This window comes from Pseudoalteromonas phenolica (assembly GCF_044788725.1).
GTDB lineage: Bacteria > Pseudomonadota > Gammaproteobacteria > Enterobacterales > Alteromonadaceae > Pseudoalteromonas > Pseudoalteromonas phenolica_C.
Window position 1 is genome coordinate 1,326,392 of the sequence record NZ_CP173161.1, and the last position, 24,559, is coordinate 1,350,950.

Sequence of the window (24,559 nt, forward strand, 5' to 3'; positions counted from 1 at the left end):
TAAATTGCAATTAACTTTAACAAAACGATTATTTAGTTTAAGGGATTAAAAATGTTGCATGGATTTAGACTGATACTTTTAATTGGTGTGTTTTTAGCGATAGCGGGTTCAATTCAATCAGGTGATTGGAGTTATTCTTTGTGGATAATCTTAGTTTTGTCATCTGTGCTAGTGGCAAGTTTCAAAGCACCAAAAGTCTCGCAACCGCATGAGGAAATGGAAGCTTTAAAAAGCTCAATGGCTTTTTCCCTTTCTTCTTATTACCCAACTGAACATAATTCTGATAATGCCAGTTCTTCTTTAAATTCTAAGCATTATTAGCTTTTTAATGAATTCCAACCAACAGTAAGTAAACAAAGCCTGGGCTGCTGCTCAGGCTTTTTCTTTAGGTTTTAAATGTTGCAGGATTAAAACTTACTTCTCGACGTTTAAAGCTTTTATTTACGACTATATCTATGCAGCCATTGCCGACAGAGACTAAGCCTAAATCGCAAAATTTACGCCTCACCAAAAAATTGAGCATTCGATTAGCACGACTAGCAATAATAGATGAAAAAAGTCTATGAGCGTTTATTTATCGCTAATCTATTAAATTAAAAACGTTTAATAATCAGTCGTTTAGATTTTTTTATTCAAATTATTTTAAAAAAGTTCCTTGAAAACATTTTTCCTGACCCTATCTCTTATTGTGAAGACGCCTTACAGGGTCTTTATTAAATTAACATTATGATTTTATTAGGTAATCTTGCTCATTTGAGGAGATGCCAACACACTATCGCTTTAAGAGGATATTAATTATGCGTACTGTAGACTTATCACCACTTTATCGTTCATTCATTGGTTTTGATCACTTAGCTCAACTTATGGATAACGCTAGCCGCAATGCGAAGCAATCAAGCTTTCCTCCATACAATATTGAGCTTTTAGGTGAAGACAAATATCAAATCACTATGGCAGTGGCTGGTTTTGTAGAATCTGAGCTGCAAATTGAAACCGAGAAAAACACTTTAACAGTAAAAGGTTTAAAAGAAACAAAATCGGTTGATGGAGAGCGAACCTTTATCCATCAGGGTATCGCAGAGAGAAATTTCGAACACAAATTCCAATTGGGTGACCATGTAAAAGTACGTGGCGCAGCATTAGAAAATGGCTTATTAAACATCGCTTTAGAGCGTGAAATCCCAGAAGCAGAGAAGCCTCGTACTATCGCTATTAATGGCGCTAAACAAGAGCTTCTGAAAAGCGCATAAACCGTACAATTCATTTTAACGTCTCCCAATCAGCGGTTTACTTAGGTAAACCGCTTTTTCGCTTCATATATCCTCGTTTTTTAATTCATTGCTACACTCTAAGTATTAAAGATAAGGATCTTTTCTTATAAAGCCTTTGACCTAACTAAAGATGTATTTTGGAGGAAGCATGACAAGTTATAAAGGTAATGACTTTTACTGTGATCTAGCACTTAGCGGCAAAGTAGAGCTAGATGTGGTATTTGAAGATCAACATGTACTCGCTTTTCATCATACTCAGCCTCATTGGCCTGTACATATTGTGGTTATCCCTAAACAACATATTCCTTCATTTACTGATTTAGGAGGTCATAGTTCAGAACAACTGTTTCATCTTATGATGGTTGTACAAGAGCTGGCAGGTAAAGTTGAAAAAGAATATGGTGCTGCACGTGTGCTCACTAATCTTGGAAATTACCAAGATAGTAAGCACTTGCATTTTCATGTTAATTTTGGAGAGCCTAAACTTAATTAGCTCGCTTGCGCCACTTGTTTAAAGTTTTCTAGCTCATCAAGTAACTCGAGCACTTCGGGCTCAACATCGGCAATGTTTTGATGGCGCTTCAGACCGGTTTCAATGGTTTCTGATAACTGTTTTAATTTAGGCACACCTGTGTAGCAACAAGCGCCATGGAACTTATGAATAACAGACAGTAGCAGTGCGAAGTCTTCATTTTCAAGCGCTTGATTTATTTGTTGGTGCGTGTCATTTAAGCTATCCAATAGCATGTTTAACATTTCAATGGCCAAATCGGGTTTGCCGCCAGCATGACGAAGCGCTAAAGGCCAATCTAATAAATGGCTTTCAAAAGGAGCTGGACTTAATTCTGGTTGCTCAACTTTAGTTTTACTTGCGGTATTAAAGTTTGAACTACTGTAATCACAGATGGTTTGTTTCAGCATGTCTTCATCAATGGGTTTAGTTAAATAGCCACTAAAACCATCTTTAAGCAACTGATCTTTTTCACCACTTAGGGCGTGTGCGGTCACGGCAATGATTGGTGTATCTTCATTGAGAGAAGAATCTAAAATAGTTTTACATGCCGTTATGCCGTCCATTATGGGCATTTGAATGTCCATGAAGATTAAATCATATTTATGGGTCTTACAAAGCGCGACAGCTTGAGCACCATTATGGGCTGTATCAATACTCTCTATTTGCTCAGATAAAAGTGTAGAAAGGAGCTTTAAGTTTGCATCATTATCATCGGCAATGAGCGCTTTTAACGGCAGTATTGGTTGATCGTTTTCATCGGTAGATACATCCGGGTGATCTAAGCGATAGGGAGCTGCGAGCATTTCACATAACTTTCTGTAGTGTAACGGTTTACTTGCACACGCGTCAGCACCACTTCCGACCAAAGATTCACGCATATTGTGTGAAATGGTACTAACCATAAGATACAAATAGTCTGACAGCGGGCGTGCTTTAGAAATGTAGTTCTTCAAAATAGGCATTTGTTCCACGTCGGCTGTATTACCAATTAAACAAATGTCATAACTAAAGTCTTGGTCTAACGCTTGGAAAAAAGTCTCTTCAGTTAAGCAAGGTGTGACTTGCATCTGCCATTCATTAAGTTGAGCAAGAATCGCATAATGGGTGTGTTCTTGCGGCTCAAAGAATAAAATGCGTTTGTTTTCTAAGCTATAGGTTGGTAAATCATTGTTAAATGCGCGCTGTGGTAGCTCGAAAATAGCATTAAAAGTAAAGCAAGTACCCTGGCCTGGTGCAGAGTTTAAGCTAATACTGCCTCGCATAGCTTCTACTATGTGTTTAGTAATGATAAGACCCAGGCCTGTGCCACCAAACTTTCGAGTGATACTCGAATCTGCTTGACCAAATGGGGTGAATAAAGCGTCTTGTTTTTCCATCGCAATGCCGACGCCAGTATCACTCACAGATACCAGTAACGACGCATTCGTTTGTTTTATTACACGGTGAGTGATATCAATTTTAACCGCGCCTTTTTCAGTAAACTTGATGGCGTTACTTATCAAATTAATAAGCACCTGTTTCAATCGAGTGGGGTCACCGACTAAGTTCTCAGGTACATGTGGGTGAATAGAAATAGATAGTTCAAGCTTTTTCTCATAAGCGCTTGGCGCCAATAATGTCATGACTTCACTGATCACTTCTCGTAACTGAAAGTGAATACTCTCTAGCTCCATTGCACCGGCTTCTAATTTAGAGAAGTCCAAAATATCGCTGATAATGGTCATGAGGCTATTGGCCGAAAGCTCAATAGTATCTAGATATTCTTTTTGGTGTTTATTGAGAGGCGTTTTATAAAGCTGCCTTGTGAAACCAATTACCCCATTTAACGGAGTTCGTAACTCATGACTCATTTTTGCTAAAAAGTCCGATTTAACTCGGTTGGCATCTTGGGCTTCTTTTTTGGCAATATTGAGCTGAATGTTCTGAGTTTCGTACTGCTCGAGTGTCTCTCGGTAGTCACTGGTGGCTTGGTCGATATGCTTTTGCATTTCGTCACGTTGGTTTGCCATTGCACCATTGATGGTATGCAGCCCTTGACGAAGCAGTTCAAACTCGCCTTGCATAGGGGTTTGCAATCCAATGTCTTGTTTCCCTTCGACAAGTTTGTCAGTTGCTAATAATAATTTTGAAAGCGGTGCAACTAATACCTTACTGATACGTAGAGATAAAATGCCACTTAAGATAAGCGCGATAACAATAATACTAATACTCATGATCAATGTTTGTTGCTGAGCAATGATGGCTTGATCTTTACTCACTTCAATCACTAATAATGCCAAAGGTGCAGCATGGGCTTCTTGCCATTGGTCTGCGGGTTGAGAGTTAAATTTTATTGGGGTGAAAAAGACGAAAGTATCATCTTTTTTTACCATTTCAGTATGGTGTAGTGAGTTTATCTCTTCTGAAAAATTAAGATTGTTGAAATGTTCATGATAGTTGCTTGTCAGAAGCAACTCTTTTTTAATATCGAAAATAGCAATGCTTTTAATAAGTGGGGAGTGTTTGTTATGTGCATTACTTACAATGCGCTTAAGTTGCGCTCTATTTTCACGTATAACAGGTTGCTCAAGGGCAATCGCTAAAGGCTCTGAAATACTCGTTCCTCGTTGAAAGAGAATTTCTTCAAGCTCAACATAGCGATTTACTGTAAAATACCCTCCAAGAATTAAACCAATCAGCATGGTTGGAATTAAAGTTAGAACGAGAATGCTATCGCGCAGGCCTAATCTGGTCATGAATGAACTATTTCTTATTAATATTCTAGCTTTAAGAGTATCGACTTAGACACGGGTTGGCAAACATTAAGGGGTATTCGTATGGCACAGATATTTCGTGCTAAAAAAACGTCTAATAAAGGCAAAGTACTGACTTTGAATGTAAAGTCGCTTGATCATCAAGGTCGTGGTGTTGCAAATCACAATGGTAAGGTGTGCTTTATTGACGGTGCATTACCAAACGAGCAAGTAAAAGCACAAATTCTTGATGAAAAGTCAAAGCTCATTGAGGCGAAACAAGTCAAAGTACTCACACCAAGTGAAGAGCGTGTTGCACCTTTTTGCCAACATTATGGCGTATGTGGCGGGTGTCAGTTGCAGCATTTAAAAGTAGACAGTCAAATCACCCATAAACAGCAAGCCGTCAGTAAACTATTTGAAAAGTTTGCGAAAGAAACGCACTTAGCATGGCAACCTGCTATCACCAGTGATGATAAGCACTATCGTCGCTCTGCCCGTATTGCTTGTATTGCAGATAAGAAAACGAAGCAATTCAAATTGGGTTTCAGAGCGCAAAAAAGTAAACAAATAGTAGAAGTCGAAAGTTGCCCTGTTTTAAATATTTCTTTTAAAGAGCTATTCACCCAACTTAGAATTGCCATCACAGACAATGCCAAACTTCATTCAATTAGTCATGTGCAGCTTTGTGAAGCAGATAACGGTGTATTTGTATTAATCAGGCATACCAAAGTAATTGATGAAGATACAAAACAGATATTAACGACAGCGTTAAGCGACTCAGGTGTGCAGGTTCTGTGGGATGATGGCAAAACACCTGTGGCATATGAACAGCTCCCTAACTATCGAGTTGATGGGGTTGAGTTTGGTTTTCAACTTAATAACTTCATTCAAGTTAACGGCGAAGTAAATGAGAAAATGCTGATGCAATCACTAGGTTGGTTAGCACTTAATAAGCAAGACACCGTATTAGATTTGTTTTGCGGCATTGGTAACTTTTCATTGCTTGCAGCTAAACATGCTAAACGTGTTGTTGGTGTCGAAGGGGTTGATAGTTCAGTACAAAGAGCAAAAGCAAATGCAGCACAAAATCAGCTTGAAAATGTATCTTTTGAATGTTTTGACCTGACTGATGATATCTCAAGTGCTAAGTGGTTCGATAAACAAGCCAATGTATTGATTTTAGACCCATCTCGGACTGGTGCTTTCGACGTATTGAAGCAATTACCACTTAATCAATTCGAAAAAATCCTCTATGTATCGTGCGATCCGGTTACTTTAGCGAGAGATAGTGCTTTAGTACTTGAAGCTGGCTTCACAATCAGTAAAGTGGGACTTATGAATATGTTTCCTCACACGGGGCATATAGAGACAATGGCGTTGTTCCAAAGGAGGTAATGCAGATGGTTGCAACCCGCCAATCACATCAAACTCACTTACCAGCCGATTTTTCGGCTCGGCTAGATCTTCTGAATCTGTCAGACGATAAACTCTCATATTTAGACCGAGCCCATGCTTTATGTCCTTCTGATGTGAATGCAACGACCTTGAATAAAGCCGTTGAGATGGTGGAAATCCTTGCTGAGTTGAATTTTGATCCTGAATCTTTGGCATCCGCTTATTTAACGCCTTATTTTCTTGAAGGGTTAATCAGTTTTGATGATGTAAAAGAAAAACTCGGCGACAACGTTGCTTTGCTTTTACAGGGCGTTGAGCAAATGGCGACGATCAGCACCTTGGCACATCAGGGGAAAGGTCATGTACAGATCGATAACATCCGTCGCATGTTATTGGCCATGGTTGAAGATGTTCGTGCAGTTGTTATTAAATTAGCCGAACAAATTTGTCATTTACGTGAAGTAAAAAATGCCGATGAAGAAGAGCGTGTTGTGACTGCTAAAGCGACCGCAAATATTTTCGCACCATTGGCTAACCGTTTAGGTATAGGTCAGCTGAAGTGGGAGCTTGAGGACTTATCGTTCCGCTATCTTCATCCAGATACCTACAAGCGTATTGCAAAACAGTTGTCTGATAAGCGTTTAGACCGTGAATCCTATATGGAAAACATGGTGAACCTGGTATCTAGTAAGCTTGCTGAAGCCGGCGTAAAAGCGCAGGTTTATGGGCGTCCCAAGCACATTTACAGCATCTATAAAAAGATGTCGCAAAAGAACTATGAATTTGATCAGCTTTTCGATATTCGCGCTATGCGCATTGTGGTGGATGAAATTCAAGACTGTTATGCCGCGCTAGGTATTGTGCATACTAGTTGGCGTCATTTACCAAAAGAGTTTGATGACTACGTTGCCACACCAAAACAAAACGGTTACCAGTCTATACATACCGTGGTGTTTGGTCCTGAAGGTAAAACAGTCGAGATCCAAATTCGTACTGAAGAAATGCACCAAGATGCTGAGCTTGGCGTTGCGGCGCACTGGATGTATAAAGAAGGCGCTTTACCTGGGCGAGGCTCAGGTTATGAACAAAAAATAAGCTGGTTACGCAAGCTACTTCAATGGCAAGAAGAAGTTGTTGATGGCAGTGACTTAGCCGATGAACTGAAAAACCAAGTGGTTGAAGACAGGGTTTACGTGTTCACTCCTAAAGGCGATATTTTTGACTTGCCACTCGGTGCGACGCCACTGGACTTTGCTTATTACATTCACTCTAATGTCGGCCACCGTTGTGTGGGTGCTAAAGTGTTTGGCAAAATAGTCCCGTTTACCTATAAGCTAAAAACTGGCGATCAGGTTGAGATCTTAACCCAGAAAAATCCAGCGCCAAGTCGTGACTGGTTAAGCCCAAGCTTAGGTTATATTTTCTCGTCTCGTGCTCGCAGTAAAATCCATCACTGGTTTAAGCAGCAAGACAGAGATAAAAACCTACAAGCGGGTAAAGAGATGCTAGATTCGCATTTATCGAAACTAGATCTAACCTATAAAGACTTAGAGCCTGCGGTTGAGCGTTTTAACTTTAGAGAGCTTGACGACTTGATGGTCGCATTGGGGGCGGGCGATGTACGCATTAACCAATTCCTAAACTTTATCCAAGCGAAGCCTGAGCCTGAAGATACGCTTAAGATCACTTCTCGTAAAAAGGTGAAAGGCGACAAAAACGGCATTGTGGTCGATGGTGTGGGTAGCTTACTTAGCCATGTAGCTAAATGTTGTCAGCCAGTTCCAGGCGATGAAATTGTTGGCTATATCACGCAAGGTCGTGGCATTGCAGTGCACCGTAGTGATTGTGAGTCGTTTGCGCATATTTGCGAGCAACATCCTGAGCGCGAAATTGCAGTGAGTTGGGCTGATGATATTAAGTCATCTTATGCGCTTAATTTACGAATTGAAGCGCAGGACAGACAAGGCCTTATTCGTGATATTAGTTCAGTGTTGGCCAATGAAAAAGTGAATGTATTAAACATGAACTTGCAAACTAACTATGAGCAAAATACCGCAGTATTCCTAATGCAAATAGAGGTTTCTAATCTGTCTTCGATGAACCGCTTGATCACTAAGTTGGTTCAAATTGACGGTGTGTTTGAAGCTAAGCGACAGCATTAATAGTTAAAAATATCAATTTAATAAAGTCGGCATTTGCCGACTTTATTGTTTTAAAAATAAGTGTTTAAAAAATGAATCAAACTGAAATCGATAAATTGCTCAACATCATGCAAACACTTCGTGATCCCGAAAAGGGCTGCGATTGGGATAAAGCCCAAACATTCAAAACCATCGTGCCACATACCTTAGAAGAAGCTTATGAAGTGGCTGATGCCATAGAGCGCGACAATATGGTGGATCTTAAAGATGAGTTGGGTGATTTGTTATTCCAAGTTATTTTTTACGCGCAAATGGCCAAAGAGCAGGGGCTGTTTGATTTCAACGAGGTGGTTGAAGGTTTAAACAATAAGCTAGTTCGTAGGCACCCTCATGTATTTTCAGAGCAAAAAACATTAACCGATGAAGAGCTAGAGCAACAATGGCAGGCGATTAAAAATAGAGAAAAAGCCGCAAAGCCGAACTCATCTGAGCAACCTCTATGGCATGATATTCCGAAAGTACTACCAGCATTAACGCGTGCCAAAAAAGTACAAAAGCGCGCGGCAAACCTCGGCTTTGATTGGCCAGATTACCATGGGGCACTTGAAAAAGTATCTGAGGAAGTGGCTGAAGTGAGTGAAGCACTTGCAGAAAACCCTCAGTCTGATCACTCGGCCGAAGAAATAGGTGATTTACTGTTTGCGACAGTCAATGTTGCTCGCCATGCTAAACACGACCCAGAACAGATACTGAGAAACGCGACAGATAAATTTGTTGGCAGATTTGCCCAAGTTGAAGCCGTACTTAAACAGCGGGGGAAAAGGCTAGAGTCGTCAAGCCTAGAAGAAATGGATGAGGCTTGGGAGCTGGTGAAGAAAAGAGCGAAACAATGAGACGGTATCAGGCAAACAATGACGACGATTTTTTGAGGTCTTACTTGTCAATATTTAAAGCGCTTACGCTAAATTTTTGTGGATTGATGTTAAGTGCTTTGCTATACTATCGCCCCGTCTTGATTCTTATTTAAAATTCCATTTTCCTGATATTCTAGGGTTCGCATGAGTACAAAATTTATCTTCGTAACGGGCGGGGTTGTTTCGTCTTTGGGTAAAGGTATTGCCGCAGCATCGTTGGCAGCAATATTAGAAGCCCGTGGCTTAAACGTAACTATTCTTAAGCTGGATCCTTATATCAACGTGGATCCGGGTACAATGAGCCCAATTCAGCACGGTGAAGTTTATGTAACTGAAGACGGTGCTGAAACTGACCTAGACTTAGGTCACTACGAGCGTTTCATTCGCACCAAAATGACAAAGCGCAACAACTTCACGCAAGGTCGTGTTTTTGAAGACGTGCTTCGTCGTGAGCGTAAAGGTGAATACCTAGGCGCGACAATTCAGGTAATTCCACATATCACTAATGACATCAAGCGCCGTGTAATTGAAGGTGCTGAAGGTCACGATATCGCGATCGTTGAGATTGGCGGTACTGTAGGTGATATCGAGTCACAACCGTTCTTAGAAGCGATTCGTCAGCTTGGTACAGAACTTGGTCGTGAAAATGCATTATTCATGCACTTAACCTTAGTACCATTCCTTGGTGCTGCTGGTGAAGTTAAAACTAAGCCAACTCAGCACTCTGTAAAAGAGCTACGCTCAATTGGTATTCAACCAGATATTCTAGTATGTCGTTCATCTTGCAAACTTCCTGCAAACGAACGTGCAAAGATCGCACTTTTCACTAACGTAGAAGAAAAAGCGGTTATTTCACTTCAAGACGTAGACAGCATTTATAAGATCCCTGCGTTATTAAAGTCGCAAGATCTTGATAACTTAGTGTGTCGTCGTTTCTACATTGAAGCACCAGAAGCTGATTTAGCTGAGTGGGAACAGGTTCTTTATCAAGAGTCTAACCCAACTGGTGAAGTGACAATTGGTATGGTTGGTAAGTACATTGAACTACCAGATGCATACAAGTCAGTAAACGAAGCGTTGAAGCACGCGGGTCTTAAAAACCGTGTAACAGTAAACATTCAATACGTTGATTCACAAGATATCGAAAGTAAAGGTGTTGAGCTATTACAAGACCTTGATGCTATTTTAGTACCAGGTGGTTTCGGCGGCCGTGGTGTTGAAGGTAAAATCCTAGCGGCTAAGTATGCACGTGAGAACAAAGTACCTTACCTTGGTATCTGTTTAGGTATGCAGGTTGCGCTAATCGAATATGCGCGTAACGTTGCAGGTCTTGAAGGTGCAAACTCAACAGAGTTCGACGCAGAATCAGCGCACCCAGTTGTTGGTCTGATCACAGAGTGGTTAGATTCAGAAGGTAACGTAGAAGTACGTGATGAAGCGTCTGATTTAGGTGGCACAATGCGTCTAGGTGCGCAACTTTGTCACTTAAAAGAAGGTTCAAAAGTACGTGAAGTGTATGGCAATGCTGAAATCACTGAACGTCACCGTCACCGTTATGAAGTGAACAACAATTACATCGAGCGTCTTGAAAAAGCGGGCCTACAATTCACAGGTTTGTCTGAAGATAAGAAGCTAGTTGAAATTATCGAAAATAAAGATCACCCTTGGTTCATTGCAGCTCAGTTCCACCCTGAGTTCACATCGACACCTCGTGATGGTCACCCGTTATTTGAAGGTTTTGTGGGTGCAGCGTTTGCACATCAGAAAGCCGAGAAATAACCTGAAGAAGCCGTGCGTTTGCACGGCTTTTTTGTCTCTAAACCGACTACATGGATTTTGTTAAGGTTGGTATGTAATAAACATTGCTGTGCAGCGTTATTTTTATTCAATTTAAACAATGCAGACCAATGGTTATTATGGGGTTAAGTAAAACTGTTATTTAATCCTATACAGGAAAATAGCTATCAATAAAACATTATCACCACTATGGGAATAAGAGGAATCAAGATGTCAAAAATCGTTAAAGTGATTGGTCGTGAGGTTATGGACTCTCGCGGTAACCCAACCGTTGAAGCTGATGTACATTTAGAGTCAGGCGCTTGGGGCCGTGCGTGTGCACCATCAGGTGCGTCTACTGGTACTCGCGAAGCACTTGAGTTACGTGATGGTGATAAGTCACGCTACCTAGGTAAAGGCGTACTTACTGCTGTTAACTACATCAATAACGACATCGCATCAGCACTAGCTGGTAAAGACGCGACTGAACAACGCGTTATCGATCAAATCATGATCGACTTAGACGGCACTGAAAACAAAGAAAAATTAGGTGCAAACGCGATCCTAGCTGTATCTCTAGCAGTAGCTAAAGCAGCAGCAGAAGATAAAGGCGTTGCGTTATACGAGCACATCGCTGACATCAACGGTACTTCAGGTAAGTACTCAATGCCAGTACCTATGATGAACATCATCAACGGTGGTGAGCACGCTGATAACAACGTTGATATTCAAGAGTTCATGATCCAGCCTGTTGGCGCGTCTAGCTTCCGTGAAGCACTACGTATGGGTGCTGAAATCTTCCACAGCCTTAAGAAAGTACTAAATGCACGTGGTCTTAACACGGCAGTAGGTGACGAAGGTGGTTTTGCACCTGACCTTAAGTCAAACGAAGAAGCACTAGAAGTAATCGCTGAAGCTGTTGCTGCTGCAGGTTACGAGTTAAACAAAGACATCACATTAGCGCTAGACTGTGCGGCGTCTGAGTTCTACGTTGACGGTAAATATGACCTTAAAGGTGAAGGTAAAGCATTCGACTCTGAAGGTTTTGCTGACTTCTTAGCAGACCTTGCTGCTCGTTACCCAATCGTTTCAATCGAAGACGGTCTTGACGAAAGCGATTGGGCTGGTTGGAAAGTACTAACTGATAAGATTGGTGATAAAGTTCAGCTAGTTGGTGACGACTTATTCGTAACAAACACTAAGATCCTTAAGCGTGGTATCGATGAAAACATCGGTAACTCAATTCTTATCAAGTTTAACCAAATTGGTTCACTTTCTGAGACGCTTGACGCGATTGCAATGGCACATGAAGCTGGTTTCACTGCGGTTATCTCTCACCGTTCTGGTGAAACTGAAGATGCAACTATCGCTGATTTAGCAGTTGCAACGTCTGCAGGTCAGATCAAGACTGGTTCACTATGTCGTTCAGACCGTGTAGCTAAGTACAACCAACTTCTTCGTATTGAAGAAGCGCTAGGTGACAAAGCAGTTTACAACGGTCGTAGCGAGATCAAAGGTCAGTAATTTTTAACTGATTTTGAAAGCCGCCTAATAAGGCGGCTTTTTTGTGCCTGTGTTTTATACATTTCGCTTTTCTACTTGCCTATTTATTTCTATTGAATAAAGTATTTATAGAGTCAAAACAAATAGAGCAAGCTTTGAACGTTTTCAATAAAGCCCATCTTACAGACAGCAATCCGCTAGAATTAGAATCTTCCGCTTTTAAAAGGTTGTCTAAACAGTTTTGGAGCTTACAGATAGGTGGCTGGCTTGGTTACATGTTTGTGGTGTTTATTGCCATTATTCGTCCGCAATTTGACTCCCCTGACTTTAATTTAGTTGGTCAAATAATTAACCTCATAGTCGAAACACTCAGTGGTTTTTGCCTCTCTTTATTACAGTGGTTGTTTATTCAAAGAGTCATTCACAATACTTTGAAGCAAACTTTAATAATGAGTTTTTCATCGGCTGCAGTGCTGGGTTTACTGTATAACATTATTAAGTTAGGTAGTTACAAAGTAATTGTTCATAGCCAACAGTGGAATGAAGCATGGAATATGCTCGAATTCGGTGGTTGGTTATTGTTTTCTTTAGCGACCATGTTTGTGTGGACGTCAATCTTCTTCATCATGCTTTATAACAGCAAGTTACAAAGAGAACATGAACAATTATTAAGAGCGCAGACTTTGGCTAAAGACGCGCAACTTGAAATGTTACGTTATCAGCTCAATCCGCATTTTATGTTTAACACAATGAATGCGATTTCGACGCTGATCTTAAAAGAAGAAAACGACACAGCATCAGAGATGCTAGACAAATTATGTGACTTTTTCCGACATTCTTTAGAAGCAACAAAACAAAGTAACAGTACGATGAAAGATGAATTGGAGTTATTGAAACTCTATTTGTCGATTGAAAAGGTCCGTTTTGGTAAACGCCTCAAAGTAAACTTTGACGTAGATAAAGACGTAATGCACTGTGTATTACCCAATATGCTTTGTCAGCCCATTATCGAAAACGCAGTTAAGTATGCGGTAGAGCCAAGCAAAGAAGGCGCTGAGATCACTTTTAAGGCATATAAAAGCAATGAGAGTTTAATAATTAAAATAACGGATACGGGCCAAGCTGTAAAAGAGTTAAACAGTAAAGGCTTTGGTATTGGTTTACAAAATACCCGCTCAAGATTAGATGTGATGTTTAATGGCGAATGTGAGGTGACTTTGGCACCAAATCAAGAAAGAGGAAATACAGTAACCATGACGATGCCTTATGAGGTAAATAATGACTAAACAATTAACGGCCGTGATTGTTGATGATGAACCATTAGCCCTTGAGGGGCTGAGCCTTCGTCTGGCGAAAATTCCTGAAATAAAAGTGATTGGTCAGGCTGAAAATGGTGATGAAGCCATCAAGCTTTGCCAAACTTTAGAGCCAGATGTGTTATTTCTTGATTTACAGCTGCCCGGGTTAAATGGCATCGAAGTTGTTCAAGCGATGCAAGCCGATACATTACCTATGATAGTGTTTGTTAGTGCTTATAGTGAATATGCCATTGAAGCATTTGAGCTTAATGCCATTGATTATGTGCTTAAACCGGCAAACTTAGGTCGTTTACAAAAAACCGTGTCGAGAATACTTGAGCGACAAAACCCCCACCAAGCAGAAAAAGAGAAATTTAAATTACTCAATGCGCTTGGTGAGACATCAGGGATTGAAATCACCGAGCTAGAAGAGTGGCTTGAATCAGATGAACCCCTTCCTACCTCAATCAATCAAGAGATTGTGATTAAGAACAGCGATAATGAAAAAGTGCTCGTTCCAGTTAAAGAAATAAAATGGGTAGATGCGGCAGGTGATTATATGTGTGTGCATACCGATAAAGACACCCATGTATTACGGATCACCATGAAGAAATTGCAGTCGTTATTAGACGAAAAGCAATTTGCACGAATTCATAAATCGACCATAGTTAATTTAAATCACGTAATAAGTATAAAGCCACTTCGAAACAACGAGAGTATAGTGACTTTGAATGATGATATTGAGCTAAAAGTCAGCAGAAATTACAGCCCAGTTTTGCAAAATTTTATTGCGGAAAAGCCAGTTATAAACTAAGCCTGATTTAACACTTATCTTACATTTAATGCCTGAGCTGCATCAGTTCAAAGCAACTCATTAAATAAGTGCGCCAATATGGCGCACGACCCCAATATAAAAACACCTCATTAACCCAAGCAACAAAAGGCTTACACATTTCATCGTAAATTTGTTTCGTTTTGTCGCGCACTATTTTGACGCATAGCGCGGGCGTCTCAGCTCTATTTCATGATACCGAATCTGCATTGTAACAATGAGGTTAATGGAACAGGATAAAGTCAGGCGCAGTTTACATGCTTGTCTGTTTACTGCACACCATGCGCAATTTGTGAGAAATCATTAATAATTAACCAGAGATTCGGATAATTAAAAACTCTCTAGCTGCCATTTTTAACGCTAGCTGCGTTGAATTTATTTCCAATAGCCTGCTATTGCTTCATAAATTCGCCTTGCTAGCTCTAAAACTTTCTGGCTAGACGAGAAAGTAAGGTAAAAAATTTTAATAACAAGTGTTTATCTTATTTCTTATCCCAACCTCAGGTAAAAAATGACAACGGATCTCATGAATTGTTATGACAACAAAGTCGCATATTTGGAACACACATTATGATAAAAGTTGCAAAACATTTTTCACATGTTGGTGCCTTAATCGCAGTATCTACCTTAGTGGGATGCGGCGGTGGTGCTGAGACGAAAACAGATCCAACTCAATATAACCCTCAAGCACCAGTGAGTGATTGGAAGCTGGTTTGGAGTGATGAATTTGATGGGTCGTCAATCGATAGTCAAAAATGGACCCATGAGGTTAACTGCTTAGGCGGTGGTAACGAAGAGAAGCAGTGTTACACAGACAATGAAGCAAATTCATTTGTTAGTGAAGGCACACTTAAAATTGTAGCTCTGCCTGCAGAAGAGGGTGCTGAAAAGCCATACACATCGGCCCGAATGGTAACGAAAAATAAAGCTGACTTTAAATATGGCCGCTTTGAGGTACGTGCAAAATTACCTAGCGGGCAAGGCAGTTGGCCGGCATTTTGGTTACTTCCTACTGATGAAGTGTATGGTGGTTGGCCAAAATCTGGTGAAATCGACATTGTTGAAGCGGTAAATTTAAAAGCCAAAGATGCCGATGGTAACCCGGAGAGTCATGTATATGGCACGCTGCATTATGGTAAAGATTGGCCTGATAATGTGAACTCTGGCAAAGCGTACAAACTACCTGATGGTGTGAACCCAGCTGATGAATTCCATACGTATGCAATAGAGTGGCAAGAAGGTGAAATTCGTTGGTATGTAGACGATTACTTATACGCAACACAGCGTCGCTCTGAAATTCGTACTAACTCAAAAGGCGAGACGGTTGGTTTAAAACACCGAGGTTGGTTTGCTGAATACTACGACCAAGTAACAGGTGAACTAACGACTCACTACAGTAATGCACCGTACGACCAAGAATTCCATATGTTACTGAACTTTGCAGTAGGTGGAAATTGGCCTGAAAACGTCAATGAAACAGGCATTGATGCAAGTGCATTTGAAAACGGTCAAACATTCGAAATCGACTTCGTACGTGTGTATCAGTGTCAACAAGATACTGAGACAGGCAAAGGCTGTGAAACGGTTCGTGCAGGCTATGATTCAATGGACGATGCCCTAGTAGAGGGTAAAGCACCCATTCCATCACCGCCATCAACTGGCGTTGCTCAAAATTTAACAATTTTTGATGGTTCGTTTAATCCTAACTGGCCAGCATGGGATTGTTGTGGCGGCTCAACACCACTAGTTGTTGAAGATGAAATGAAAGGCAATGTAGTTGAGTTTGTAGTGGGTGCTGCGCCGACAGTAAATGGCTTTATCACACGCGAGGCTTTTATTACAGACGAAGCTGGCAAGCCATCTCCATTTGACGCGTCGCCTATGCTTGAAACAGGCAAACTAAGTTTCGACATGAAAATCGTCACTGCACCAAATAATGCAGAGTCTACTTGGATGCTTAAGCTAGAAAGCTCAGAAGGCACAACTGCCGTTGAAATCCCTCTTTCGCAAAATATATCAGGTACTGAACCAGTTGTTGGCCAGTGGCAAACCTTTGAATTTTCTCTTCAAGCACTAGCAGATGGTGGCCTTGATTTAAGTGCCATTGATGTAGTGATGATTTTCCCTGCATGGGGCACTGGCGAAGGGGCGCAGTATCGCGTTGCGAATATGAAGATTGCAGCTGATACCGCATCTCCTAAATTAACTGTATTTGAAAATGAGCAAAATCCAAGTTGGCCACTATGGGATTGTTGTGGCGGTTCAACACCTACTGTTGAACTAGATGACGATGCGCACGGTAATGTTGCTGAATTTAAAATTGGTGATGCACCAACGGTAATGGGTTTTATTTCACGCGCTGACAATGTGCTTGATGGCGGTACTGTGAGCCCATTCGATGCAACGTCAATTCTGTCAAATGGTGTGATTGAATTTGAGATGAAGATCACCAACGCACCAGATAATGCTGCAGCACCTTGGATGTTTAAAGTTGAGTCAGTGGGCGCAGCGACATTTGCCGAAGTGGACTTATCAACCAGTGTTGAGCAAACAGCCCCTGTTGCGGGTGAGTGGCAAAAATACACATTCAAACTCTCTGACTTAGCGAATGCGGGTTTAGATGTCAGCGCCATAGATGTGTTAATGATTTTTCCTGCATGGGGCGAAGGTGCCGGTGCAATTTACCGTGTTGATAATGTGAAAATCTACGATCCAAATGCGTCTGATGCGTTCATGGGCCATGTGTTATTCGCCGATGATGTGAAAGAAAAATGGTCACTGTGGGATTGTTGTGGCGGCTCTACGCCAACGCTTGAAAATGACGATACTGCACATGGCATGACCGCAGAGTTTAAAGTGGGTGCAGAGCCTACTGTATTAGGCCTATTCGCAGAAGATGAGCACTTTATTGATGCATCAGCACTGTTTGAAACGGGCGTAGTGCAATTTGAGCTAAAAGTTGTAACAGCACCAAATAATGCCGATGCGGCTTGGTTATTCAAAATTGAATCTCTTGGTGCAAGCAGCTTTGCTGAATTACCGTTAAGTGGTAGCCAAGAAGGCAAGGCGCCAGTGGTCGGTGAATGGCAAACCTATACTTATTCTTTAAAAGACTTAACTGATGCTGGTTTAGATATCAGTGCTATTGATGTCTTAATGTTTTTCCCTGCTTGGGGAGCGGGAGAGGGTGCGGTTTATCGCGTAGATAACGTGATGATCAAAGCACTTTAACACTAACCGATAAGGTCGAGCGTGGTTGTTCACGCTCCTCACTGAGCAAGATATAGTAGGGTAATTATGAATACTTATAAATTCCAACAATCAAAAATCGCACTTTATGTATGTGCGGCATTAAGCACTGGCTTTACAGCCAACGTGTTTGCGAACGAAGCAGATAAAGAAAAAGACGTCGAAGTCATTGAAGTACGGGGTATCAAAGGCAGCTTGATGCGTTCAATGAATGTAAAGCGAGAGATGTCGGGTGTTGTTGATGCTATTTCAGCAGAAGAAATGGGTAAATTCCCTGACACTAACTTGGCTGAATCACTACAGCGTATTACGGGTGTTGCCGTTAGCCGTAGTAATGGTGAAGGTAGCCAAATCACTGTGCGAGGTTTTGGTCCTGACTTTAACCTAGTGACCTTAAATGGTCGTCAAATGCCGGGGACGGGTAACACCCGTTCTTATAGCTTCGAAAACTTATCTTCAAGTGGTGTATCTGCATTAGAGGTTTATAAAACCGCGCGAGCTGACAACCCAACAGGTGGTCTAGGTGCTACAGTTAATATTGTGACAGCAAAACCGTTAAGCAGCGCTCAGGAGAAGTTCTCTGTCTCTGCAAAAGCAATTCATGATTCATCAAACGAAGCAGGTGATGATGTCACGCCAGAGTTTTCTGCACTTTATTCAAATTCATACTTAGACGATACCGTTGGTTTTGCAGTGTCATTTAATCACCATCGTCGCGATTTTCAACAGCAAGGTGCCAATATTCAAGGTTGGCAAGCCAACGTTGATTTACCAAGTAATCTAGCAGAAGACAAAGTAGTCGACCCTCGCCCACTAGATGCGGACGGCAACCGTGTTGGTAACCACTTCTTTCCGCGAGATATGAACTACGGTATCAGCGATTTCCAGCGTGAAAGAACCAATGGTCATGTGGTTTTCCAATATGCACCCGTCGATAGCATGATATTCACATTAGACTATGTGGGCACTAAAGCGGTTACTGGCATGAACTCTATCGGCTGGGGTATGTGGAATGACTACGGCGGTAACATCAATGCTTACGAGCTAGATGAAAATGGCACGGTTGTTTATGCTGATATTGGCGGTAATGATGGCTCGTTTACGGCATCACGTGCAACGACAGAAGTGAATGAGCGCTCAATCGGTTTTAACTTCGATTGGCAGGCGACTGATTCTTTAAAGCTTACCCTTGATTATCATGACTCAAAGAGTGAAACAGATAATGGTGCGGATAAAGGCCTAGGCAGTCATGGTTCTTTGGTTTTAGGCTCAGATCAGCTTATTACAAAAATGTACGACTACCGTACCGGTGAAGTACCTCACGCGAATATCCTTTGGAAAAATGGCACAAACGAATTGTTAGCAAGTGAAATGGATTCGCACTTTAGCCAATTTATTCATTCACCAGGTAAAGCAACGGTTGAGCAAATTCAATTAGATGGTATCTGGGACGTTTATTACGACGATATTGGTCTTGTAAACATTAAATTTGGTGCAGCCCGCACAGAACAAGAAATGGGTGGCTCTAATGCTTGGAGTGGCTTGATTGGTGGTTTCTTGTTTAATCCATCTTGGCCTGAAATGTTCCCTGATGGCATGTTCACTAAACACGACACAAGCGATTTCTTAGATGCCTTTGCAGGTGGCGGCAGTGATTTAAATCCTCATTATTATTACACGTTTAATTTTGATGAAGTCGTTGCCCGCTCAGAAGCGTTTTTAACCAACGAGCTGTTAGGTGGTGATGATTACTTTGCCACGACGGCCTATCATGATATGGGCACTTTTTCTAAAGGCTCAGTACGTGAAGAAACAACCAGTATTTACTTATCGAGCGCTTGGGAATTCGAAGTTGCCGATTATCCAGTGCAGCTAAATGCCGGTGTTCGTTACGAAGAAACAGATGTAACCAGTAATGTATTCCAACCAGTCCCAACTGCCGTTTGGTGGAAAGGTGGTAGTGAATGGCATACTCAGTATCTTCCAGGTGAAAATAATACCTTAACACTCACCGGTGAACATGATGTGTTATTACCCATGTTAGATATTAAAGTTGAACTTTCTGAAGAGTTAGTGTCACGTATTTCATGGGGTAAAACCATTTCTCGTGCACCTTTAGGTGATCTAGCAGGTGGACGTAGCCTATCTGGCAGTCCAAAAATTGGTTCTCGAAATGCAAGTGAAGGTAATACTAATTTACAGCCATTTGAGTCGACAAACTTTGATTTAAGTCTTGAGTATTATTACGGTGAGGGCAGTTACGCGTCGATTGGTTACTTTGACAAGTCAGTTAAGAACTTTATTGGTAGTCAAATTGTATCGACTACGATTGAAGGCTTTAATGATATTTACAAAGGTCCACGTTGGAACCAAGCTGTTTCTGATATTGAAGCACGTGGTGAGCAAGCAACTAATGATGCAATTTTCGCTCAAATACAAGCGAATGGTTCAGCATTAAACGAGCAAGGTTATATCACGCCAAATGCTGATGATCCTTTGATGATTTGGGACATCACGCGCCCATTTAATGCGCCAGATACTAAGTCAGTAGATGGTATTGAAGTTGCTGTTCAACACCTAATCGGTGAAACAGGCTTTGGTGTTGGCGTTAATGCGACTTTCGTAAACGGTGATGTTGAGTTCGATGTAAATAGTTTAGACCAACAAACTCCATTAACGGGTCTAAGCGATTCAGCTAACTTCCAAGCTTTCTATGAAAAAGATGGCCTATCTATCAAGTTCACTTACGCATGGCGTGATGAATACCTGATTGGTGTTGGTCAAGATCAAGGGTCTTCAGATAATCCGCCGCAATTTGCAAAAGCATTTGGTCAGTGGGATATGAGTGTGAACTATGACGTGAGCGATGAAGTCACTGTGTTCTTTGAAGGAATAAACCTAAATAACGAAACAGAGCAAGGCTATGGTCGTTACGAGCGTCAATTCTTATTCGCAAGAGAATATGGTCCTCGTTATGCGGTGGGCGTTCGATACTCGTTCAATTAATTCACTATAACTCATAACAAACGCTTACCTCTAGAGCAGAGGTAAGCCATTCATGATTAATTAAAACTCAAGTGCTAGCAACTTTTATATGTTATCGCTTTGGGTTCGGCATGCTGGAATATGACTATGGCAAGCTCAATAGGTACTTTTGATACAAACAATCAGGTTGAACAACCGCAAAATAATACTTTTGCGTTGATCACCTTAACCACTTTGTTCTTTATGTGGGGGTTTATTACCTGTCTTAACGACATTTTAATTCCTTATTTAAAAAACGCTTTCTCCCTCACTTACACCCAAGCTATTCTAGTGCAATTTTGCTTCTTTGGCGCTTATTTTATTGTGTCTATTCCTGCGGGCACTTTGGTCAGTAAAATAGGTTTCAAAAAGGGCATAATTACGGGCCTTGCAATAGCAAGTCTTGGGTGCTTTTTATTTTATCCTGCAGCTGCTTTGGGCGTGTATACCTTATTTTTAGGGGCACTATTTGTACTGGCTGCAGGTATCACGGTGTTGCAAGTGTCAGCAAACCCATTTGTGAGCGCACTTGGGCCTGCAAAAACCGCTTCTTCGCGTTTGACTATGACGCAAGCGTTTAACTCGCTAGGTACAACAGTGGCGCCATTCTTTGGGGCATGGTTGATTTTCTCTGAGACAAATGCAGCTGCGCAAACTGATGCAACTGCAGTACAAGTGCCTTATTTATTTTTAGCACTGACGCTATTGGCTTTAGCTGTGATATTCGCCTTTATTAAGCTGCCAGAGCTTGGTAAAAGTGAACAATCAACCCCATCAATTAAAACCGCATTGAAATATACCCACCTTAAACTTGGTGCGATTGGCATCTTTTTATATGTGGGTGCTGAAGTCGCTATCGGTAGCTTTTTAGTGAACTTCTTACATGATCCAAATATTGCAGGTTTGAATGAAGCGCAAGCCGCTAAGTTAATCGCCTACTACTGGGGCGGTGCCATGATCGGCCGTTTTATCGGTGCTGTCGTGATGCAAAAAATCGCAGCGGGTAAAGTGTTGGCATTCAATGCGGTGATGGCCATTGTCTTGCTTGTGGTTGCAGTGATGTCTGAAGGCGCTGTGGCGAAGTGGTCAATTTTGGCTGTGGGCTTATTCAATTCAATTATGTTCCCAACCATCTTCAGTCTAGCAATCAATAAATTAGGCGATGCAGCGAGTCATGGCGCAGGTTTACTGTGTCTTGCCATTGTTGGCGGTGCAATCGTGCCATTATTCCAAGGCATGCTTGCCGATGTGGTCGGCGTGCAACTGTCTTTCTTACTGCCTGCACTGTGTTATGTGTTCATTGGCTACTTTGGCTTAAAAGGCCACCAACCTGTAAACAGCTCTTCTGAGAGGTAATAAAATGAAGCGTTTAAAGAAATCATTAGTTGCAGTGATGGTCACAGGGTTGTTGGCATCGTGTGCAAAACAGGACGACAATGTTCAAGTAGAAAAATCAGGCTTAGATATTTGGCCGACGATTAACTCTGAAGTTAAAAAAGACCCTGAGATTGAGCGTAAAGTCGCTGAACTGTTGGCAAAAATGACGCTAGAGCAAAAAATAGCGCAAATGATCCAACCTGAGATCCGCGATATTACAGTTGAGGATATGCGTCGCTACGGCTTTGGCTCATACCTCAATGGCGGTGGTGCATTTCCAAATAACAATAAACATTCCAGTGTGAAAGATTGGGTTGATTTAGCTGAGGCCATGTATCAAGCGTCGGTTGATGATTCATTAGACGGCATCAATATTCCAACCATGTGGGGTACCGATGCGGTTCATGGTCACAACAATGTGATTGGCGCGACGCTGTTCCCGCACAATATCGGCTTAGGCGCAGCAAATAATCCAGATTTAATTGTGAAAATTGCCGAAGTGACCGCAAAAGAAGTGATGGCAACCGGTATCGATTGGGTGTTCGCGCCCACTGTTGCGACAGTTCGCGATGATAGATGGGGTCGAACTTACGAAGGTTATTCTGAAGACCCTGAAATAGTAAAAGAATATGCTGCTGCAATTGTTCATGGCTTACAGGGTACGCAAGGCGATAACTTCTTAGGTGATGATAGAGTCATTAGTACGGTTAAGCACTTTGTGGGCGACGGCGGCACGGTAAAAGGCGACGACCAAGGTAATAACATTGACTCAGAGTTAGACTTATTCAACATTCATTCGCAAGGTTATGTGGGCGGTTTAACTGCGGGCGCACAGTCTGTGATGGCGTCTTTCAATAGCTGGAATGGTGAGAAAATTCACGGCAATAAATACCTGCTTACCGATGTTTTAAAAAGCAAAATGGGTTTTGATGGCTTCGTGGTTGGTGACTGGAACGGCCATGGTCAGATCCCAGGTTGTAGCAACCATGACTGTCCGCAAGCGGTGAATGCCGGTCTTGATGTATACATGGTGCCAACGGATGCATGGAAGCCTTTGATGGAAAACACCATTAAGCAAGTGCGTGCTGGTATTATTCCAATGTCACGTATTGACGATGCGGTAACGCGTATTTTACGTGTGAAATTCCGTGCGGGCCTATTCGATAAAGCAAGCCCTGCAAATCGTCCATATGCCAATAATACAGATTTGATTGGCCACTTAGAGCACCGTGAAATTGCAAAACAAGCGGTTCGTGAATCTTTAGTATTGCTGAAAAATAACGATAACTTGCTGCCTCTTTCACCTAAGCAGAATATTTTGATTGCGGGCGATGCGGCGAACAATATTGGCAAGCAATCGGGTGGTTGGACAATTACTTGGCAGGGCACCAACAATGAAAATGCCGACTTCCCAGGAGGCTCTTCAATTTATGATGGTTTAGCCGAACAAATTAAAGCGGCTGGTGGCAAGGTTACGCTGAGCGAAGATGGCAGCTTTGAAAACAAACCGGATGTTGCCATTGTGGTATTTGGTGAAGAGCCATACGCGGAAGGGCATGGTGATAAAGAAAATTTAATATACCAGCAAGGTGATAAACGTGATTTAGCCTTACTGAAAAAGCTAAAAGCGCAAGGTATACCGGTGATTTCGGTGTTTATCAGTGGCCGCCCACTTTGGGTCAACCCAGAGCTAAATGCCAGTGATGCTTTTGTTGCTGCTTGGCTACCAGGCTCTGAAGGCGATGCGGTTGCAGATGTGCTGCTCACAGACAAAGCGGGTAAGGTGCAAAATGACTTTAAAGGTAAATTATCGTTCTCTTGGCCTAGTCACCCAAGTAAGCCGGTAAATCGTTTTGACGAAGATTATGCGCCCTTGCTGCCTTATGGTTTTGGCCTGAAGTACGGCGACAAGTCTGTGCTATCAAATACCTTAAGTGAAACGGTTGAATTAGATGCGGGTGCCAGTGAAGTAAGTGCAATCTTCAAAGGTAAAGCCTTTGCGCCTTGGCAAATGCGTTTATTCTCTGGGGCGAATAATCAAGCTGTGATGTCGAGCAGTATTGCGTTATCAGGGCTGGAGTACCGCACTATCGACAGGCATATTCAAGAAGATGCATTCAAACTTGTATGGAATGGTCGAGAAAGTGCGGGCATGCAGTTTGTGAGTAAGAGTTGGTTTAGAGAGGACCTTTCACAATTACACGCCAGTGATTCTGCGTTAGTTATAGAGTTAATGCGTGATGGCATTGCCGATAAACCTGTCATTATCTCGAGCCATTGTGAAAGCGAAGGTGATAAAGCCGGTAGTTGTAGAGCTCAAGTAGAGATTACCGAGCAAATTAATAGATTGCCTGATACGCAATGGCAGCCTTTATCTATTGATCTAAATTGCTTCGCAAAGCAAGGCTTAAAATACAGTCAAGTTGTAATGCCATTTTCAATTTCGACAGCTGGCAAGGCGAACTTATCGTTTAGTGATATTCACTTTGCACCGGGCCAAGGCAAATCAGCAACAATTAAATGTGAGTAA

15 protein-coding genes are annotated in these 24,559 nt (G+C 41.8%); 14 read left to right on the forward strand and 1 reads right to left on the reverse strand.

Translation table 11 applies throughout. The features are described from left to right. Positions 1 to 51 precede the first annotated feature (51 nt). The 3 genes from ACH784_RS06220 to ACH784_RS06230 all read left to right on the forward strand — a co-directional run bounded on the left by ACH784_RS06220 (position 52) and on the right by ACH784_RS06230 (position 1,764). Complete coding sequence (locus tag ACH784_RS06220) at positions 52 to 321, forward strand: hypothetical protein (protein WP_404394241.1); 270 nt, start codon at positions 52 to 54, stop codon at positions 319 to 321. Positions 322 to 797: 476 nt separating this feature from the next. Next, on the forward strand, positions 798 to 1,250 hold the full coding sequence (locus tag ACH784_RS06225; protein ID WP_404394244.1) for an Hsp20 family protein: 453 nt from the start codon (positions 798 to 800) through the stop codon (positions 1,248 to 1,250). 169 nt (positions 1,251 to 1,419) lie between these two features. Beyond that, positions 1,420 to 1,764 (forward strand): HIT family protein, encoded by a 345-nt coding sequence (locus tag ACH784_RS06230; RefSeq protein ID WP_404394246.1) that lies wholly within the window; start codon positions 1,420 to 1,422, stop codon positions 1,762 to 1,764. Here the strand turns inward: ACH784_RS06230 and barA are convergent. Next, positions 1,761 to 4,520 (reverse strand): two-component sensor histidine kinase BarA, encoded by a 2,760-nt coding sequence (gene barA / locus ACH784_RS06235; protein WP_404394249.1) that lies wholly within the window; start codon positions 4,518 to 4,520, stop codon positions 1,761 to 1,763. The genes ACH784_RS06230 and barA overlap by 4 nt on opposite strands. An 81-nt stretch (positions 4,521 to 4,601) precedes the next feature. Here barA and rlmD point away from each other — a divergent pair, with 81 nt between their 5' ends. The 11 genes from rlmD (at position 4,602) to ACH784_RS06290 (ending at position 24,559) form a co-directional block, all read left to right on the forward strand. Continuing rightward, positions 4,602 to 5,915 (forward strand): 23S rRNA (uracil(1939)-C(5))-methyltransferase RlmD, encoded by a 1,314-nt coding sequence (gene rlmD, locus ACH784_RS06240; RefSeq protein ID WP_404394252.1) that lies wholly within the window; start codon positions 4,602 to 4,604, stop codon positions 5,913 to 5,915. 5 nt (positions 5,916 to 5,920) lie between these two features. After that, on the forward strand, positions 5,921 to 8,077 hold the full coding sequence (gene relA, locus ACH784_RS06245) for a GTP diphosphokinase (RefSeq protein WP_404394254.1): 2,157 nt from the start codon (positions 5,921 to 5,923) through the stop codon (positions 8,075 to 8,077). A 71-nt stretch (positions 8,078 to 8,148) separates the two neighbouring features. Beyond that, positions 8,149 to 8,949 carry a nucleoside triphosphate pyrophosphohydrolase gene (mazG, locus tag ACH784_RS06250; RefSeq protein WP_404394257.1) on the forward strand — a complete coding sequence of 267 codons (801 nt, stop codon included), beginning with the start codon at positions 8,149 to 8,151 and terminating at the stop codon, positions 8,947 to 8,949. A 165-nt stretch (positions 8,950 to 9,114) separates the two neighbouring features. Beyond that, positions 9,115 to 10,749: a CTP synthase gene (locus ACH784_RS06255; protein WP_404394260.1), complete on the forward strand. Its 1,635-nt coding sequence runs from the start codon at positions 9,115 to 9,117 to the stop codon at positions 10,747 to 10,749. Positions 10,750 to 10,977: 228 nt separating this feature from the next. After that, positions 10,978 to 12,270 (forward strand): phosphopyruvate hydratase, encoded by a 1,293-nt coding sequence (gene eno, locus ACH784_RS06260; protein WP_404394263.1) that lies wholly within the window; start codon positions 10,978 to 10,980, stop codon positions 12,268 to 12,270. A 134-nt stretch (positions 12,271 to 12,404) separates the two neighbouring features. After that, positions 12,405 to 13,535, forward strand: coding sequence for a sensor histidine kinase (locus ACH784_RS06265; RefSeq protein ID WP_404394265.1), 1,131 nt, complete (start codon positions 12,405 to 12,407; stop codon positions 13,533 to 13,535). After that, positions 13,528 to 14,361 carry a LytR/AlgR family response regulator transcription factor gene (locus ACH784_RS06270; protein WP_404394268.1) on the forward strand — a complete coding sequence of 278 codons (834 nt, stop codon included), beginning with the start codon at positions 13,528 to 13,530 and terminating at the stop codon, positions 14,359 to 14,361. Before ACH784_RS06265 ends, ACH784_RS06270 begins: the two co-directional genes overlap by 8 nt. A 588-nt stretch (positions 14,362 to 14,949) precedes the next feature. After that, a complete protein-coding gene (locus tag ACH784_RS06275; protein WP_404394271.1) occupies positions 14,950 to 17,610 on the forward strand; it encodes a family 16 glycosylhydrolase in 2,661 nt (886 codons plus the stop codon). Positions 17,611 to 17,676: 66 nt separating this feature from the next. After that, positions 17,677 to 20,634 carry a TonB-dependent receptor gene (locus ACH784_RS06280; RefSeq protein WP_404394273.1) on the forward strand — a complete coding sequence of 986 codons (2,958 nt, stop codon included), beginning with the start codon at positions 17,677 to 17,679 and terminating at the stop codon, positions 20,632 to 20,634. 126 nt (positions 20,635 to 20,760) lie between these two features. After that, on the forward strand, positions 20,761 to 22,008 hold the full coding sequence (locus ACH784_RS06285) for a sugar MFS transporter (RefSeq protein ID WP_404394276.1): 1,248 nt from the start codon (positions 20,761 to 20,763) through the stop codon (positions 22,006 to 22,008). A gap of 4 nt (positions 22,009 to 22,012) precedes the next feature. After that, a complete protein-coding gene (locus ACH784_RS06290) occupies positions 22,013 to 24,559 on the forward strand; it encodes a glycoside hydrolase family 3 protein (RefSeq protein ID WP_404394278.1) in 2,547 nt (848 codons plus the stop codon).

Coding starts and splice junctions, on each gene's coding strand:
- ACH784_RS06220 (WP_404394241.1), top strand. CDS start 52: ATGTTGCATGGATTTAGACTGATACTTTTAATTGGTGTGTTTTTAGCG.
- ACH784_RS06225 (WP_404394244.1), top strand. CDS start 798: ATGCGTACTGTAGACTTATCACCACTTTATCGTTCATTCATTGGTTTT.
- ACH784_RS06230 (WP_404394246.1), top strand. CDS start 1,420: ATGACAAGTTATAAAGGTAATGACTTTTACTGTGATCTAGCACTTAGC.
- barA (WP_404394249.1), bottom strand. CDS start 4,520: ATGACCAGATTAGGCCTGCGCGATAGCATTCTCGTTCTAACTTTAATT.
- rlmD (WP_404394252.1), top strand. CDS start 4,602: ATGGCACAGATATTTCGTGCTAAAAAAACGTCTAATAAAGGCAAAGTA.
- relA (WP_404394254.1), top strand. CDS start 5,921: ATGGTTGCAACCCGCCAATCACATCAAACTCACTTACCAGCCGATTTT.
- mazG (WP_404394257.1), top strand. CDS start 8,149: ATGAATCAAACTGAAATCGATAAATTGCTCAACATCATGCAAACACTT.
- ACH784_RS06255 (WP_404394260.1), top strand. CDS start 9,115: ATGAGTACAAAATTTATCTTCGTAACGGGCGGGGTTGTTTCGTCTTTG.
- eno (WP_404394263.1), top strand. CDS start 10,978: ATGTCAAAAATCGTTAAAGTGATTGGTCGTGAGGTTATGGACTCTCGC.
- ACH784_RS06270 (WP_404394268.1), top strand. CDS start 13,528: ATGACTAAACAATTAACGGCCGTGATTGTTGATGATGAACCATTAGCC.
- ACH784_RS06275 (WP_404394271.1), top strand. CDS start 14,950: ATGATAAAAGTTGCAAAACATTTTTCACATGTTGGTGCCTTAATCGCA.
- ACH784_RS06280 (WP_404394273.1), top strand. CDS start 17,677: ATGAATACTTATAAATTCCAACAATCAAAAATCGCACTTTATGTATGT.
- ACH784_RS06285 (WP_404394276.1), top strand. CDS start 20,761: ATGGCAAGCTCAATAGGTACTTTTGATACAAACAATCAGGTTGAACAA.
- ACH784_RS06290 (WP_404394278.1), top strand. CDS start 22,013: ATGAAGCGTTTAAAGAAATCATTAGTTGCAGTGATGGTCACAGGGTTG.